Here is a 15,998-nt window from a genome sequence, read left to right as displayed (position 1 = left end):
ACAGATGCACATTTCCTTGAACGGCAAGCGCGCCATCCTCAGCGGTTCCACCGCGGGCATCGGCCTGGCCATTGCCATCGGCCTGGCCGAGGCGGGTGCCGAAGTGGTACTCAACGGCCGTACTCAGGCCCGTGTCGATGAAGCACTCAAGGTGGTACGCGAGCGTCTGCCGCAAGCGCGCATCATCGGCATCGCCGCCGACCTGGGCACCCAGAAGGGTGCGCAGAAGCTCTTCGACCAAGTACCGCACACCGATATTCTGGTCAACAACCTCGGCATCTTCGAGCCCAAGCCGTTCTTCGAAATCGATGATGCCGACTGGCAGCGCTTCTTCGACGTCAACGTGCTCAGCGCTGTGCGCTTGTCGCGCCATTACGCCCAGGGCATGACGCAGCGCACGTGGGGGCGGGTGATCTTCCTGTCCAGTGAGTCGGCGTTGCAGATCCCGACCGAAATGATCCATTACGGCATGACCAAGACGGCGCTGCTGGCAGTGTCCCGTGGCCTGGCCGAGACGCTGGCCGGTACCGGGGTAACGGTGAATGCGGTGCTGCCGGGGCCGACCCGCTCGGAGGGAGTGGGCGACTTCTTCGCCAAGCTGGCGCAGGAGCAGGGGGTTTCCACCGATGAGCTGGAGGCCAACTTCCTGGCCGAGCACCGGCCGACTTCGTTGATCAAGCGGTTGGCGACTGTCGAGGAAGTGGCAAACATGGTCGTGTACCTGGCATCCACGCAGGCCAGTGCCACTACCGGGGCTGCCTTGCGGGTGGATGGCGGGGTACTGCGTTCCATTGCCTGATTTTTTGTCGCCTGTGCTGGCCCTTTCGCGGGGCAAGCCCGCTCCTACAAGAAAACGCGATCCCCTGTAGGAGCGGGCTTGCCCCGCGAAAGGGCCGGTACAGGGACTCACAGGGGCCGCAGTAACCCGAAGCGCTTGCGCAATGCCCAGTCCAGCAACCGCCGCGGCAGCAAGCGGGCCATCAGCGGCAGCGCCGTGCTGCCATTGCCCAACCGCACCACAGCCGGCACCGGCGATTTGCCAACAGCCGCCAACACCCCCTGTGCAAACGCCGCCGCCGACGTCGGCTTGTCCTGCGAGGCCCGCGCCCGCGCCTGCACATGTTCGCGCAGCGGCCACCACGCCGAATCCGCCGCCAGCACCTGGTCCGCCTGGCGCTGCGCATTGCTGGCGAACTGCGAGGCAATCGCCCCCGGCTGCACTTCCATCACCTGGATACCGAACGGCGCCAGCTCCAGGCGCAGGGCGTCGCTCAAAGCATGCACGGCGGCCTTGGACGCGCAGTAGGCACCGGCGAACGGCGTGACCAGCACCCCCGAGACACTGCCGATGTTTACCACCAGGCCGCGTGCGCGACGCAGCAGCGGGAACAGGGCGCGGGTGACGCCGACCACGGCGAAGACGTTGGTCTCGAATTGCTGGCGCAGGGCATCGACGCCACCGTCGAGCAACGGGCCCATGGCACCGTAGCCGGCGTTGTTGATCAGGATATCGAGGGTTTCGAGTTCCTCGGCAAGACGGGCCAGGGCCTCGCTGTCGTTCACATCCAGTTGCCGGGCACTGAAGCCGGCCGCGTTCAGTCGCTCGACATCCTCAGGCTTGCGGGCGGTAGCCCAGACTTGGTAGCCGGCATCGCGAAAGGCGTCGGCCAGGGCGCGGCCGATGCCGCTGGAACAACCCGTGATCAGGACGGTGGGCATGGAGTAAGCCTTCAATTAATTGGCGAATGAGCCTTGCAGGTGTTCAGCCCGGAATTCCAAGGTCTGCGGTCGGTAACCGGAGCGCAGGGGTGGCAGCGGCAGGCAGTCCTTCCACTCGGCGCCCGGCTGCAACTCTCCGGGGCCACGGTAGCGCGGTGCGTTATAGGTGTTTTCCGCCAGGTTCACGGTATCGCCCGGTGCATACGCCGCTACCCGCCAGCGCAGTTCGGTCAGTGGCGCCTGGTTGCCGTTCTTCATGCGCACTTGCAGGGCGCGGTCGGCAGGGCAGTGTTCGGGGGCGTAGCTCAAGCGCAGGTCAAGGCGTGCCAGTTGCGAGGCTTCGCGGGTGTCCTGCCAGATGACAAGCAGGGTCACCAGGCCGAGGCCACAGACGGCAGCGAGGGAGATCGGCAGGGCCTTGGCCGGGTAGCGCAACAGCAGTACCAGCCAGGTGAGGATGAGAAAGGCACCGATGATCATGGGGCAGGCAGACCTTGGTTGCGCAGGTCTGACCATCGTAGCGCCAAATCGGTTTGGCCTCAAAAGGAAGGGGCCGCATTGGCGGCCCCTGGGGTGGTGCTTACTGTGCGATGGTCTTCACCGATACGCCACGCTCGACCGGCGTCGAGGTACGCCCATACACATCCTCGAAGCGCTCGATATCGTCCTCGCCCAGGTAGCTGCCGGACTGCACCTCGATGATCTCCAGCGGGATCTTGCCTGGGTTGCGCAGGCGGTGGATCGAGGCGATCGGGATGTAGGTCGACTGGTTCTCGGTGAGCAGGAACACGTTCTCGTCACAGGTCACCTCAGCGGTACCGGACACCACGATCCAGTGCTCGGCGCGGTGGTGGTGCATCTGCAGCGACAGGCTGGCGCCTGGCTTGACGGTGATGTGTTTGACCTGGAAGCGGCCGCCCATGTCCACCGAGTCGTACGAGCCCCACGGGCGATACACTTCCAGGTGGTTCTGGGTTTCGCTGCGGCCCTGCTCGTCGAGGGTCTTGACCATCTGCTTGACGCCCTGGACCTTGTCTTTGTGGGCGATCATCATCGCGTCCTTGGTCTCGACCACGACGATGTTTTCCAAGCCGATCACCGACACCAGCTTGCCGTTGCCGTGGATCATGCAGTTGCGGCTGTCCTGCACCACCACGTCGCCCTTGGTGACGTTGCCGTCGGCATCTTTGTCGTGCACTTCCCACAGCGACGACCAGCAACCCACATCGCTCCAGCCGGCCGACATCGGCACCACACAGGCGCGCTGGGTCTTTTCCATTACCGCGTAGTCGATGGAGTTGTCTGGGCAGCAGGCGAAGGTGGCTTCGTCGATGCTCAGCACATCGCCGTCTTCATCGCTGCGCTCCAGGGCCAGCAGGCAGGTGTCGTAGATGTCGGAGTCGTGCTTTTTCAGTTCTTCAAGGAAGCGGCTGGCGCGGAACAGGAACATGCCGCTGTTCCAGAAGTAGCCACCGGCGGCGACGAACTCGGCGGCGCGCTTCTCGTCGGGCTTTTCGACGAACTGGGCGACCCGGGCCACGCCTTCAGGCAGCAGAGCATCCTGGCTGGAACGGATGTAACCGTAGCCGGTTTCCGGCTTGGTTGCCGGCACGCCGAACAGCACCATCTCGCCGCGCTCGGCAGCCACGGTGGCCAGGGCCAGGGCGCGTTGCAGGGCCTTCTGGTCGTCGATCACGTGGTCGGCGGGCAGCACCAGCATCAAGTCGTCACGGCCTTCGTTAACCAGCTTCATGGCCGTCATCGCCACCGCAGGCGCAGTGTTGCGACCGAACGGCTCCATCAGGATGCCCTGGGTCTCCAGTTTCAGGGCAGCGAGCTGCTCCTGGACGATGAACTTGTGGTCCTTGTTGCAGACCACGATCGGGGTGTCCATGCCGTCGAAGCGCAGGCGCTCGATGGTCTGCTGGAACAGGGTGTGTTCACCGGTCAGTGCCAGGAACTGCTTGGGGAACTGCTTACGCGACAGAGGCCACAGACGGGAACCGCTACCACCAGAAAGAATTACCGGGATCATCATGTTTCTCCAATAGTCGTTATGAGGCAGGGGGATCAGTTGCTAGCCACGGGGCGAGTTACCCACACCGGCGACACGTTGCTGCCGGAACCTGTTACGTACAGCACGGCCGCTTCGCCACGCTCCAGGGCGACCGGTTTCAGGTCGCTGACTTTCTTGTTGCCTTCGAACAAGGCCAGATTGACCTTGACCGGATTGATCTCACGCTCGCCACGGCCGTTGGTGGCCACCGACGGCACCACTTCGGTCTTGCCGTCGGCAGTTTTCAGGGTTACCGCCTGGTCGCTGAGGTTCTGCACCCGCACCAGGGCTTTCTGCTTGTTCTTGAACGGCGGTTCTTCGATCAGTTGCGGGGCGCCGTTGGCGCTGTTGACCAGGGTGTAGTACTTGTCCGCCGCCAGCTTCACCGGCACGCTCTTGCCGCCGACCTGGGCGGTGTAGTCACCGCCTGGCAGGAAACTGAAGTCGCTGCTGGCCTGGGCGCCAACCTGCTTGATCTGGGTGTTGCCGACGCTGGCTGCGGCTGGGGCGCTGGCGGCGTTGTACAGGCGCACGAAGGTCGAGCCCTTTGGTGCGCTTGGGCCGTACAGGGCGGCGTCGGCACCGGCGAAGGCCTGCATGGAAGCAAGGGAAAGGCCGGCCGCGAGGGTGAGGGCTTTGGCAATGGAAGTCTTGGTAGTCATGTGCATTTCCTCTCTATCGATCAGTGATTCGTCCGGGTGGACGACAAGGCCAGGTTTTCTTCGGATTTACGGGAGTTCTTCAGTTGCGCGATCCACTGCGGATCGAAGCTGCTGAGGTCGTTGGTCATGGGCAGATAACGTTCGGGGAATTCCCACACCACCACTTGTGGCGCGGCGTTCTTGAAGGCATCGCTCTGCAGGTACTTGAGCATTGGCAGCAGCGGGCCGTGGCCGTCTTCGGCGTAGTTGGCAACGTCGCTGTGCAGTGCCTGCTGCAGCGCACCGAGGAAGTTCCAATGCGGGTTGGCGCTGTAGCTGGTGCCCACCAGGGCGACCGGGATCTGGCTGTCGGCGAACAGGGCGTCGCCGCCATCGCCTTCGGCCTCGGCTGGCCGGGTGGTGCGTTGCTGCAGGTTGTCCGGGGCCGGCAGCAGGTTGCTGAACAGCGGATCCAGTGGCAGGAAGTTGGTCAGGTCGCCCTTGTACGGGGCGGTGTTGCCGGCTTCGGTGATGAAGGTCTGCGGGTCGCCATTGAGCAGGTTCTGGCGGCTGACTGCTTCGGCCAGCGCCTGCGCCGCCACTTCGGCGCCCATCGGCGTCCAGTGAGTGTCGGTGCGCAGGAACACCTGGCCACGGGCCTTGGCCTGTTCCATCGCGGCCATCAGGTCAGGGGCGAACACGTTGGCCTGTCGCGCCTGGGCATGGAACTGGTTGTACAGGTCGTCGTGCAGGCTGGCCGGTTGCTCCTTGCCGATGTACTCGGAATACACCCGCGCCTTGGCCGGGATGATCGCCAGCACCAGCTGGCTGCCGTGCTGCTGCAGGGTGTCGCGCACGCCGCGGATCAGTGCCAGGTTGTCCTGCATCAGCTGCTCGGCACCGGCGGTGGGCTTGAACTCTTCGTCGCTGAACAGCCACTGGTCGCGGCCCAGCACCACGCCCGGGCGGCCTTCGTTGAACAGCTTGAAGTCCAGCGCGGCCCAGAGGTTGGTGCCCAGGCGCTTGATCGGGAACTGGTCGTCGTAGTGGGTCTCGGCGGCCTTGGCCAGTTTGCCGTTGAGCAGGGTCATCTGCTCGGTACGGTGGAAGCTCTCGAAGCCGCCGGTGGACCAAGCACCCATGCCGACCAGCAGGCCGAGGAACGACAGGGAATAGGTGATGCGTAATGTCCGGTTCATGTCGTCCACCTCAGAACTGGAAGTACAGGAACGGCGAGTAGCTCTGCGCCGAAAGCTTGAGGATCGAGGCTGCGAACAGCAGCAGGATCAGGGCGCGGGTCATCACCCGGGTCCAGTCCAGGCCGATCGAGCCGTCGGCGTTGACCTGTACCGGGGTAGCGTTTGCCGTTGGCTTGGCGTTGCGGTAGAAATCGCGCAGGCCGAAGAACGCCAGGGTGAGATAGGCAATCACCAGGGTCGCCACCTGCAGGCCGGTGAGCTGGGCGCGGTTGAGTTCCGACAGCTGCCACTCGCCGAAGCTGAACATGGCCCCGTACATGCGGGCGGCCACATGCAGGTTCTCGGCGCGGAAGATCACCCAGCCGACCACCACCAGCAGGAAGGTGAAGGCCCACTTGACCGGGTTGAAGCGCTGCGGGTTGGTGTCGATGCCCAGCGCCCGTTCGATCGCCAGCCACATGCCGTGCCAGGCGCCCCAGATGATGTAGGTGAAGTTGGCGCCGTGCCACAGGCCGCCCAGCAGCATGGTCAGGAACAGGTTGCGGTAGGTGTTGAAGGTGCCTTTGCGGTTGCCGCCCAGGGTGATGTACAGGTAGTCACGCAGCCAGGTCGACAGGCTGATGTGCCAGCGCCGCCAGAACTCGGTGATCGACTGGCTGATGTACGGCTGCTTGAAGTTTTCCATGAAGCGGAAGCCCATCATCAGCCCCAGGCCGATGGCCATGTCGCTGTAGCCGCTGAAGTCGAAGTACAGCTGTGCGGTATAGGCCAGGGCGCCGAGCCAGGCGTCGCCGGTGGTCGGGTTCTGCAGCGCGAAGCAATGGTCGGCGACCACCGCCAGGGTGTCGGCGATGAACACTTTCTTGATGAAGCCCTGCATGAAGCGGGTGCAGCCTTCGGAGAACTTGTCCAGGGTGTGGGTGCGGTTGTTGAACTGGTCGACCAGGTCCTTGAAGCGCAGCACGGGGCCGGCGATCAGGTGCGGGAAAATCGCCACGAATGCCGCGAAGTCGATCAGGTTGCGGGTGGCCGGGGTGTCGCCGCGGTACACGTCGATGATGTAGCTGATCGACTCGAAGATGTAGAACGAGATACCGATCGGCAGCAGCACATGGGTGAGGATGAACGGTTCCAGGCCGAACGAGGTAATGATCGCGTTGAGGCTGTCGACGCCAAAGTTGGCGTACTTGAAGTAGCCGAGGATCGCCAGGTCCACGCCCACGCCCAGCAGCAGCCAGCGCTGGGCCGGTTTGGTGCGCACGCCGGCGGCGCCGACTTTCAGGCCGATCCAGTAGTTCCACAGGGTCACGCCGGCGAACAGGGCAAGGAAGTCGACCCGCCACCAGGCATAGAAGATGTAGCTGGCAACCAGCAGCAGCAGGTTGCGATAGCGTTGCCCGCTCAAGTAGTACAGGCCGAGGAAAACCGGCAAGAACAGGAACAGGAACACGTTGGACGAGAAGACCATCCCGGTTCTCCTTTTTGTTCACAGCATCCGGGGCACAGCGCCCCCCAAACCCCCCAGTGCAAGACCGGAAGGTCACCTAGATCCCTGTGGGAGCGGGCATGCCTGCGAACAAGGGCGAAGCCCTTGCCATGCACCGCGGTGCCTTTTTCGCGGGCATGCCCGCTCCCACAGGTTCCGACCCCACATGGGGTTCAATTCATTTCTTGCTTTCTGCGCTCGGGTCGTAGACCCGGGTCATGTCGCCGCCAAGCCTGAAGCTGTTGAACGGTTGCATGTGCTGCTTGCGCTGCAGGGTGTCGCCGACGCAGTGGTACAGCGCACACCAGGGCTCGAGCCAGGAGTACTTGCTGTCGACCTTGAGGTCGGTCAGGTCCTGCTTTTCGCCAGCGCGTTCCTTGAAGTGGATGGGGTCGCGCGCGCCCGCCAGCACGCCTTCGCCCAGACGCTGCAGTGCAAAGTTGTTCTCGGCGCGCAGGTCCACACCGTTGACCTGGGCGAAGCTGGCGATCATCGCCAGCGGCGGCAGAGCGTAGTTGTGGTAGGCCAGGGCGCGCTGCTTGCGCTTGACCTCGTTGGGCAGGAAGCCCTGGTCATCCACCTGGTTGGCGCCGATCTTGTATTCCTTCACCGCCCAGTCGAACAGGTCGCGGCGGTCGGTGGCCACGGCGGTGGCCATCACCGACCAGGCCGCCCAGTAGCTGTGGTTGTTGATCTTCTCCAGCGGCAGGTCGCTCCAGTCGCGCACGGTCTGCTCGGCGAGGCGAGCGAACCACTTCTCGATCAGCTCGGCCTCGGCCTGATGCGCGGCCAGCGGCTGCGAGTTGGAGAACTTCAGGCGTAGCCACGACCCGCTCATGCTGCCCAGCGCCCATTTGCGCATCGACTTGCCGGTGTGGTTGTAGTCGGTGGACAGCAGTGCATCGGCACGTGCCCAGGTACCGAGCCAGGTCAGGGCACAGTCGAGCTGGGCCGGGCGGCCGTCACGCATGTACTGGCCGACCATCTTGCTCACGCCCTTTTCGAGCGTGGTGATGTCTTCGGTAGACTTGCGGAAGGCCTTTTCCGAATTGACGTTGAGCGTGGCCCGGGCCTTGTCCGAACCTTCGTACTTGCTGCGGAACTGCAGCGGGCCGGTGTAGGGCTTGGGCGCCGATTCGCAGCGGAAGTTGCCGTCGCTGGTCTTGAGTTTTTCGATCCCCTCGTAGTACCCCTGTGGAGGTACCAGCGCAGCCTGTGCGGCACCGCCGAACATCGCCAGGGTGAGCAGGGCGGGGCTGAAGATTCGCTTGAGCATGGTCATGGTCGCCTCACTGGCCAGCCTGCGCAGTCTGCGCGGGCACGGCGAAGTTGTTGCGTTTGCAGAGCTTGGCTTCGACTTTCTGGGTGCCGCTTTCCGGTCCCTGGACCTCGAAGGCCAGCAGGTTCTGGCTGGCCCAGTCCTCGTCTTCACGCATCTGGAAGACGAAGCGGCCGTCGGTGTCGGAGGTTTCCGGCTTCTCCAGCTTGATGTCCTCGTGGCGCCCGTTGAGGTACCACAGGGTGGCCTGCAGCACCTTCACCGAAGGATCTTCGAACTTGACGTCCATCTGCAGGTTGCGGTTGACCAGGTCTTTGATCACGCCGCCTTTGCCGTTGACCATCAGCTCGTTCTTGCCAGGCTTGAGCGTGGTGCTGGCGCTCATCAGAGCCGGGCGCGCATCGCAGCCGTCGTCGAGCAGGCCAAGGATCTGCCGCCAGATGGTTTCCTGGTCCAGGCGGTACAGCGGCGAGAACTCCCAGATGAGGATCTTCGGTGGGTTCTTCTGGAATTCTTCGCTGCCCAGGTACTGGATCATCGAGCCTTCCAAGCCGCCACCGGGGAAGGCGACGTTGAGCACGTCGGCGCCGATGTACTGCTCCAGGAAGCCGGAGAAGTTGTAGTTCTTGCCACTGTGGCTGGTGCCGACCAGCGTGATCTGTGCGTTGCCACTGTCACCGAACAGGTCGTCGCCGCCGCCGGTCGAGCCTTTCGGTTCGGTGGCGAACTGGTCCATGTACTGCACCGCGTAGCTGGTGCCGCAGAGCTGGCCGGCAACGTTGTGCAGGGTGCCGGTCTTGCCCATGCGCCCGGACTTGTGGGTTTCGAATTCCTTGCGCGGGATGCCTTCGAAGGCCGGCATCTTGTGCACGGTGTCGGCCACGATCTTCGCTGCGCGCTCGGCGCCATACGGTGTCCAGTGCTGGTCACCGCGGAAGTAGAAGTCCTTGCCCTGGTCGGCGGCGGCCAGCTGTTCGTTGGTCAGCGGCGACAGGTCGGGCACGTTGTAGCCCATGCTGGCGAAGCGCTTGAGCATGGCCTGGTAGTTGCCCAATGCCTTCTGGTAATCGAAGGCGGCTTTCTCTTCCGGCTTGAGCATGTTGCGGTTCACCAGGCCACGGGTTGGCTGGTAGACCACGACCAGCTCCACACCGCGCTTCTTGAAAGCGTCGTGCACCTGCTGCAGGCGCTTGTAGCCGGCCGGCGTGGTGTTGAACTCGGTACGCAGGTCTTCGCGGGTACGGAACAGCCAGTCGCCCTGGGCCTGCACCAGCGTGGTGAAGTTCTGCTGGTAGCGCGTGGTGTAGCGGCTGGCGTCATGCGCCTCGGGGCACAGCTGGCAGCAAGGCTCGGCGGTGAAGGTCGGGGCCTTCACTTCGTCGGCGCGCACGCCCTGGCTGATGGCCAGGAGGGCGGCGGACAGGCCCAGCAGTTTCATCAGGTGTGGAGTCATGGTCTGGGCTTCCTTAATCGATCATTTCGGTCTGGCGTTCGACCGGGTCGATCAGCACGGCCTTCTGCTGGCGCACCAGCAGGTCGAGGATTTCATCCTGGCGCTCGCCAAGCACGCCGTTGAGGCTGATGCCGCTGGCCTTGCGCGGGGCGAGCATGGACACCTTGTACAGCTCGACCGACAGCGGCGAGTCGATCGACAGCGGGCCGGAACCGTTGGCCGCCAGCTCGCCGCCGACCACGATCAGCGACACCTTGGTGTCGAACGGGTCGAGGGCGATGTCGCGGTCGGTGTCGGACAGGTCCTTGATGTGCCCGTACACACCCACCAGGCCGTTGGCCATGGCGATGTTTTCGTACAGGCGGATGTTCACGCTGTTGCGCACGCGGATGCCGTGGCGGCGGTTGTTGATCAGCTTGTTGCCCCAGATCAGGTTGTCGCCGCTTTCGTACAGGGTGATGCCGTCGGTGTGGTTGCGGTAGATCTCGTTGTAGGCGATCAGGTTGTTGACGCTGTTACGGTCGATCACCACACCCGAGAGCTTGTTGTCATAGCTCTTGTTGTTGATGATCCAGCTGTCATTGACCTCACGCGAAACGATGATGCCGTGCTTCTTCTTGGTGCCATACACGGTATTGCCGGCGATGATCAGGCGATGCGAGCGGTCGTGCGGGTCGATGCCGTAGACGATGTTGTCGTGGTAGGTATTGTCCTTGACCACGAAGTCCTGGGTCTCGTAGCAGTAGAAGCCGTACCACATGTCGCTGAAGGTCGAGCCGATGATCCAGCCAGTCGGCTCGCTGCGGCCTTTCTGCTTGGACATGTTCGGCGTGTACTGCGAGATGCTCACGCCGTACGACTTGGACTTGGCGTAGCCGAAGCTGGCCATTTTGGTGTTGACGATGTAGGTCTCGGTGCCGCCCCACGACAGCAGGAACGGGCGGAATTCCTTGGGCGAGCGGAAAGTCGCCGGGCCATTGTCCTTCTCGCGCCAGCCGGTCACCTGGGTGTCGGTAACGAACAGCTTGCCGTCGTTGACCAGGAACGAGCCGCCTTCCTGGGACAGGCGCAGCTGCTTGACCTTGCCGTCGATTTCGAGAATGCCCTTCTGCCCGACCACGATCGGCAGGCGCGCCAGGTACACGCCCGGCTCGACTTCGCTGAGGTACTGCTTGGGCACCTTCTTGCTCAGCTCGACCAGGTCGAGATGGCCGTCATCGATGAAGATCGCCTGGGGAATGCCGTGCTGGCGCTGCACCCATTCGGCGGCCTTGTTGTCGCCGCCGACGAATTCCTTGAGGGTGTCCTCCTGGAACATGCGGCGCACGCTGACCTTGCCTTTGTGGCGGCGGTCGATCTTCTTCTGCACCGCTTCGGCGGTGTAGCCGGTCAGGTCGGGCAGCTTCGGCGGGTCCATCTGCAGCGGCTCGATCGGTGCGCTGGCCACGGTGTAGGTCTTGGCCTGCTGCAGCTCCTTGGCGATCACCTGGGGTTCTGCGGCAGTGGCCAAGCCGCTGGCCAGCAGCAATGCGCTGGCCAGGAGGCTGTGACGGATGTGCGGGTGAAGGTTCATCAGGGGTCTCCCGGCCTCAGAAGCGCCAGATCACGTCGACGAAGGCGCGGTGCATGTACGAGTCCGCTTCCTTGCCGTAGGCGTCACCCGGCTTGAACACACCGGCACGCAGGCGTACCAGGGCGGAAGGTTCGTCGATTGCCTGGCTCATCGAAGCCGGCAGCAGGCCTTGTTTGAAGTACTTGGTGACGACCACGTCCATTTCCTGGCCGAGGTCTTTTTCGCCATCGACCAGTTGGCGGTTCACGCCGTTGTCGTCGACCACTGCGTTGATGCCGCTGGAACCGATGTTCTGGTTGCCGTCGACACGCCAGAACTTGTGGTAGATGAGGCTGGCGTCGTAGTCGTCGCGCAGCTGCCAGGAGGCGAACAGGGTGGCCGCCTGCAGGTTGCCGAGCTCGCCGCGGAAGGCTTCGCCGAAACGGTGCACGCGCGAACGGGTACCGGTGTAGTTGGAGCGGTTGCTCTCAAGGCCGGTCTGCTCGAAGTTGTTCGAACCGTCGTCGCCACCGCCGCCGCTGCCGCGGGCGTAAGCCGCACCGACCTGCCATTGCGGGTCCAGGCGCAGGCGGATGCCGAGGTCGGTGGCCCAGGCGTTGACGTTGCCGCTCTGCTTGCCGGTGGCCACGGTCTGGTCACCCACGGTCTGGCTGCTGAGGGAGTCGCGATCACCGGTCAGCCAGGTGACGCTGCCCCAGTAGTTGACGGTATGGTCATTGCGCCAGTTGTAGGCGTCGCTGTTGGCTTCCAGGCCCAGCCAGGTGAGGTCGCCGGTACGGGTCTTGTCCAGCGCGTCGACGGTCTCGCCCGGGTTCTTCAGGCTGCCGCTGTCATGGGTGTGGTGGGCGCGCAGGCCGACCCAGTGGCCAGGGGTCCACTGCGTGGAGACGTTGCCGTAGAAGTGGGTGCGGTCCTTGTCTTCCGGGGCCAGCTCGGTGAGGTCGGTGCGGTATTCGCTGAAGCGCTGCGCCACGCCCAGGTCGGCCTTGAGCAGGGTGGTGTCGAAGGTCCAGTTCAGCGCTTCGATGTTGGTGTCGCGCCACATGCCGTCGTCACTGCGCAGGCGTTGGCGACCGAGGCGCAGTTGCTCGCCGGGGTAGGCGGTCAGGCCGCTGTAGCCGACCCAGAACTCGCGCATGGCCAGGTAGCTCTTGTCCTGCTTGCGGCCATCGGCGGCGGTGTCGGTACTGGTGCCGTCGTCGTTCTGGCGCAGGGTGTCGGTTTCGATGGTGTCGGTGGCGGTGACCGCCTGGCCCATGGCGTAGGCGCTCCAGTTACCCCGCTCGCCGTACACCCACGGGCGCAGGTCGAGGCCCAGGCCGTTGACGTCACCGCCAGGGCGGGTGCCCAGGTCACGGTCGTCTTCCGACTGGCCGGTGATCTTCACATCCAGGCCGAAGTTTTTCTGGGCGGTCATGTCCGCCAGGGTCGGGCAGGACCACAGCAGGGCGAAGCTCAGGCCAATGCCGGCTTTCACGAATGGATTGAGCGTCATAGCGAGTCCTCACCTTCTACTTCTTTTTCGTCGTCTTGCAGGGCTTCGAGGGCCAAGGTGCTGTTGGCGCCCTGGACCATGCTGCCGCGGGCCTGCTTTTCCTGCGCCAGCAGGCTCTGCGCCTGGTTGCGCTGGTCAGGCGTCAGTTGCTGGTCGAGCTGTTGCAGCAGTTCGCTGGACTGAGGGGTAGGGTTGACCTGGGCCAGCTGGGCGAATACCCAGGCGTTGCCCGGTTGCGGGCGAATGCCGTGGCCTTCGCTGAACAGCTGGGCGAGGGCGTAGTCGGCGCTGTTCTGCCCGCCACGGGCGGCAGCGAGCAAGTGGTCGACAGCTTTTTGCGGCTCGACGTTGCCCAGGTAGCCACGGCGGTACAGTTGGCCCAGGTAGTAGTGGGCGCTGACTTCGCCTGCGTCGGCGGCGGCTTGCAGGTGTTGCTCAGCCTTGGCCGCATCGGCGGGCAAGGTTTTGCCTTCGTAGTACAGGCGGCCCAGCAACAGTTCGGCGCGTGGCTGTTCGGCCTCGCGGCCCTTGTCGATGTAGGCCATCAGCTGGTCGTTGTCGCCCAGTTCGGGGAAGTCGTACAGCAGCTGCGCCAGGCTGACCCAGGACGCCGGGTTGGCCGGGGCGACCTGTTCGAGCAAATCCTTGGCGGTTTTCTCGTCTGTCTGACCGAGGCTGCGGTCAGCCAGCACTCGGGCGACGCTGTCGACCCGGGTGGCCGGCACTGCGCCACGGGCATAGGCGGATTTCAGCTGGCCGAGCAGGGCGGCCTGTTGATCAGCCTGGCCGCGCTTCTGGTACACGGTGGCCAGCTCGACGTAGCAGATGTCGGTGGTGTTCAGCGCGGCCTTGCAGATTTTCTCGACGTCGCCCAGGTGCTGGTCGTAGGTGCCCTGGGTGCGGTACAGCAGTACCTGGGCCAAGCCCGCTTCCGGGTTGCCGGCGGCGCGCCACTGATCGATCTGCTGCTGAGCGTTGACCTTGGGGAAGCTCTGCGGGTAGGTCAGGTAGAGCATCGCCAGCGGAATCAGGGTATTGCTTTCACCCTGTTTGGCGGCGAGCTTGAGCAGGGTTTCGGCTTCTTCACGTTCGGCCTGGGTGCTGTCGGGCTTGGTCACCAGCAGGCGGCCAAGGCGTGCCTGGGCACGGGGCGAAGTGGAGGCCGCGGCGCGGTAGGTGGCCTCGGCTTCCTTGATTTTTGCAGGGTCCCGGGTGGCGACCTTGATGTCGGCCAAGCCCACTTGCGCGTCGCTGTAACCGAGGTCAGCCAAGGCCTTGTAGTTGCGCTCGGCCAGCGCAGTGTCGCCGCGCTTGAGGGCTTCGTTGGCCAGGCGCTGGTCGGGCAGGCCCGCACAGCCGGCCAGGGCGATCGCCGCAGCCAGGGCACAGAGGCCCAGGCTTGCGCTTTTCTTATGGGAGATCATCACGGGATCCTCTTACAGACCACGGGCGACGGCTTTGTCGATCAGCCAGTTCAGCGACGGGCCGCGGTCGCTGTTGACCGAGGCCGGGCGGCCGGCCAGTTCAGCCGGCATGGCGCTGTCGGGCTTGATCTGCACGCGGATGTCGGAGGCCAGGTCGTCGCTGTTGAGGCTGGCGCTGCTGACGATCTGGCCAGTGCGCACTTCGTCTTCGCCGGCTACCTGGAAGTTGACCCGGGTGCCTGGCTTGACCTCGTCGAACTGGCGGTAGCTGAAGCGTGCCTCGACCATCGGAGTGGTTGTGCGCGGTACCAGCTGGAAGATCGGCTGGCCCTTGGCGGCGTACTGGCCGTCGTCCACCAGCTGGCGGGCGACCACGCAATCGCATGGGCTGGTGAGGGTGCCGGAGAGCTGCTTGCCGAACAGCTCCTCGATTTTCGCCGGCTCCAGCTGCGAGTCGTCCAGGTTGCCCTTGAGCATGTCCAGCATGCTGGTGGTGAAGCTGGCCAGCGGCGCGCCCTTGACGATCTGCCCACCGGTTTCGGCCAGGCTGTTCACCGTGCCGTCGCGCGGCATGGTGACAGTGGTGGTCGGCACAGCGACGACGCCGGCTTCGGCATGGCTGACGAAGTACATGCCGTACAGCGACTTGGCGACGAAGCCGAAGGCGGCCACGCCAACCACGAATACGCCGAGGGTCACGGTCACCGCCTTGAGGCGACCGAAGGCGGACAGGCCGGAGCCACTGTCCTTCTGCTTGCGCGCCTTGGTGAAGTTGTCGCGCTGCAGGGTGCTGAGCACGTCGCCCACGGTGATCAGCTCACCCGACAGGTGGGTGGTGATGATGTGACGCAGGGTGGCGATGTCGCGGGGTTCGAGGTTCTGGAATTGCGCGCCGGTGCGGCCGCTGCCGCTGTCGTAGGCACGTACCTGGAACTCGATGTCCATCGACAGGCCGAGGTTGTCGACCGTGAACTGCAGGCGACCGCGCAGCACTTCACCGACCGACAGTGGCTGTTTGGTGTGGAAGCTCAGGCCACCGGCGGAGAGGTCGTCGACCTTCACATCGTGGGCCTGGCGCTCTTTGTCGAGGAAACGCAGCTTGGCGGGGATGCGCACCCGGGCGTGTTGGCGCTGGGCTTCGGACTCATGCACGACGTTGACGTTCACGGCGGTATTCATCTGGGTTTGTTCCTGTTAGTTCCGATCCGGGTTGGGCTCACACGACCATGAACAGCACAGCGACGAAGATGCTGGCAGCCGAGAAGGTCATGGTCCGCGAGGACCAGGTGTTGAACCATTGTTGAAAACTGGCGAGGTCACGCTTGAGGGCAGTCGGCTGGCGCGTCCAGGACTGCTTGTCGAGGCGGAAGAACACGTAGATCTTCATCAGCGCGCCGACGATCTGGTTGTAATAGAGAATCAGCGGGTAGGCCGGGCCCACGTTGTGGCCGGAGCACAGCAGCATGATGGTGAGGATCAGGCGGGTAATGCCGATCCACAGCAGGTACACCAGCAGGAAGGCCATGCCGAACTTGAGGCTGGCGATCACCGCCACGGTCAGGCCGAGCAGGCTGGTCCACATCGACACGCGCTGGTCGAACAACACGATGCTGGTGAACAGGCCCAGGCGGCGCAGACCAAGGCCCAGCGCGCGGGAGTTCTGCCGCAGGTTA

13 protein-coding genes and 1 pseudogene are annotated in these 15,998 nt (G+C 64.1%); 1 reads left to right on the top strand and 13 read right to left on the bottom strand.

Annotation, left to right across the window (positions count from 1 at the left end; genetic code table 11):
• Positions 1 to 4: 4 nt before the first annotated feature.
• Positions 5 to 799: an SDR family NAD(P)-dependent oxidoreductase gene (locus APH28_RS09060; RefSeq protein ID WP_060508610.1), complete on the top strand. Its 795-nt coding sequence runs from the start codon at positions 5 to 7 to the stop codon at positions 797 to 799.
• 107 nt (positions 800 to 906) lie between these two features.
• Here the strand turns inward: APH28_RS09060 and APH28_RS09055 are convergent, their stop codons facing one another.
• The 13 genes and pseudogenes from APH28_RS09055 to APH28_RS08995 form a co-directional block, all read right to left on the bottom strand.
• A complete protein-coding gene (locus tag APH28_RS09055; RefSeq protein WP_060508609.1) occupies positions 907 to 1,719 on the bottom strand; it encodes an SDR family oxidoreductase in 813 nt (270 codons plus the stop codon).
• 15 nt (positions 1,720 to 1,734) lie between these two features.
• A complete protein-coding gene (locus APH28_RS09050) occupies positions 1,735 to 2,199 on the bottom strand; it encodes a hypothetical protein (RefSeq protein ID WP_060508608.1) in 465 nt (154 codons plus the stop codon).
• A 100-nt stretch (positions 2,200 to 2,299) separates the two neighbouring features.
• A complete protein-coding gene (locus tag APH28_RS09045; RefSeq protein WP_060508607.1) occupies positions 2,300 to 3,754 on the bottom strand; it encodes a mannose-1-phosphate guanylyltransferase/mannose-6-phosphate isomerase in 1,455 nt (484 codons plus the stop codon).
• A gap of 35 nt (positions 3,755 to 3,789) precedes the next feature.
• On the bottom strand, positions 3,790 to 4,437 hold the full coding sequence (locus tag APH28_RS09040; RefSeq protein WP_060508606.1) for an alginate O-acetyltransferase AlgF: 648 nt from the start codon (positions 4,435 to 4,437) through the stop codon (positions 3,790 to 3,792).
• Between the two features lie 20 nt (positions 4,438 to 4,457).
• The gene (locus APH28_RS09035; protein ID WP_060508605.1) at positions 4,458 to 5,615 is read right to left on the bottom strand and encodes an alginate O-acetyltransferase; all 1,158 of its coding nucleotides are present in this window, start codon (positions 5,613 to 5,615) and stop codon (positions 4,458 to 4,460) included.
• Between the two features lie 10 nt (positions 5,616 to 5,625).
• Positions 5,626 to 7,083 carry an MBOAT family protein gene (locus APH28_RS09030; protein ID WP_060508604.1) on the bottom strand — a complete coding sequence of 486 codons (1,458 nt, stop codon included), beginning with the start codon at positions 7,081 to 7,083 and terminating at the stop codon, positions 5,626 to 5,628.
• 196 nt (positions 7,084 to 7,279) lie between these two features.
• Entirely contained in the window at positions 7,280 to 8,383 is a 1,104-nt protein-coding gene (locus APH28_RS09025; RefSeq protein ID WP_060508603.1) for a mannuronate-specific alginate lyase, read from the bottom strand.
• A 7-nt stretch (positions 8,384 to 8,390) separates the two neighbouring features.
• Complete coding sequence (locus APH28_RS09020; RefSeq protein WP_060508602.1) at positions 8,391 to 9,833, bottom strand: alginate O-acetyltransferase; 1,443 nt, start codon at positions 9,831 to 9,833, stop codon at positions 8,391 to 8,393.
• A gap of 13 nt (positions 9,834 to 9,846) precedes the next feature.
• On the bottom strand, positions 9,847 to 11,406 hold the full coding sequence (gene algG, locus APH28_RS09015; protein WP_060508601.1) for a mannuronan 5-epimerase AlgG: 1,560 nt from the start codon (positions 11,404 to 11,406) through the stop codon (positions 9,847 to 9,849).
• A gap of 16 nt (positions 11,407 to 11,422) precedes the next feature.
• The gene (locus APH28_RS09010; protein ID WP_060508600.1) at positions 11,423 to 12,901 is read right to left on the bottom strand and encodes an alginate export family protein; all 1,479 of its coding nucleotides are present in this window, start codon (positions 12,899 to 12,901) and stop codon (positions 11,423 to 11,425) included.
• A complete protein-coding gene (algK, locus tag APH28_RS09005; protein WP_060508599.1) occupies positions 12,898 to 14,325 on the bottom strand; it encodes an alginate biosynthesis TPR repeat lipoprotein AlgK in 1,428 nt (475 codons plus the stop codon). Before algK ends, APH28_RS09010 begins: the two co-directional genes overlap by 4 nt.
• A gap of 12 nt (positions 14,326 to 14,337) precedes the next feature.
• Positions 14,338 to 15,504: an alginate biosynthesis protein Alg44 gene (locus tag APH28_RS09000; protein WP_060508598.1), complete on the bottom strand. Its 1,167-nt coding sequence runs from the start codon at positions 15,502 to 15,504 to the stop codon at positions 14,338 to 14,340.
• A gap of 37 nt (positions 15,505 to 15,541) precedes the next feature.
• A pseudogene (locus APH28_RS08995) lies at positions 15,542 to 15,998 on the bottom strand (glycosyl transferase); the annotation flags it as partial.

Source organism: Pseudomonas sp. NBRC 111124 (genome assembly GCF_001320245.1).
In the GTDB taxonomy this organism is placed as follows: Bacteria; Pseudomonadota; Gammaproteobacteria; order Pseudomonadales; family Pseudomonadaceae; genus Aquipseudomonas.
This window is presented reverse-complemented; position numbering and strand designations above follow the sequence as displayed.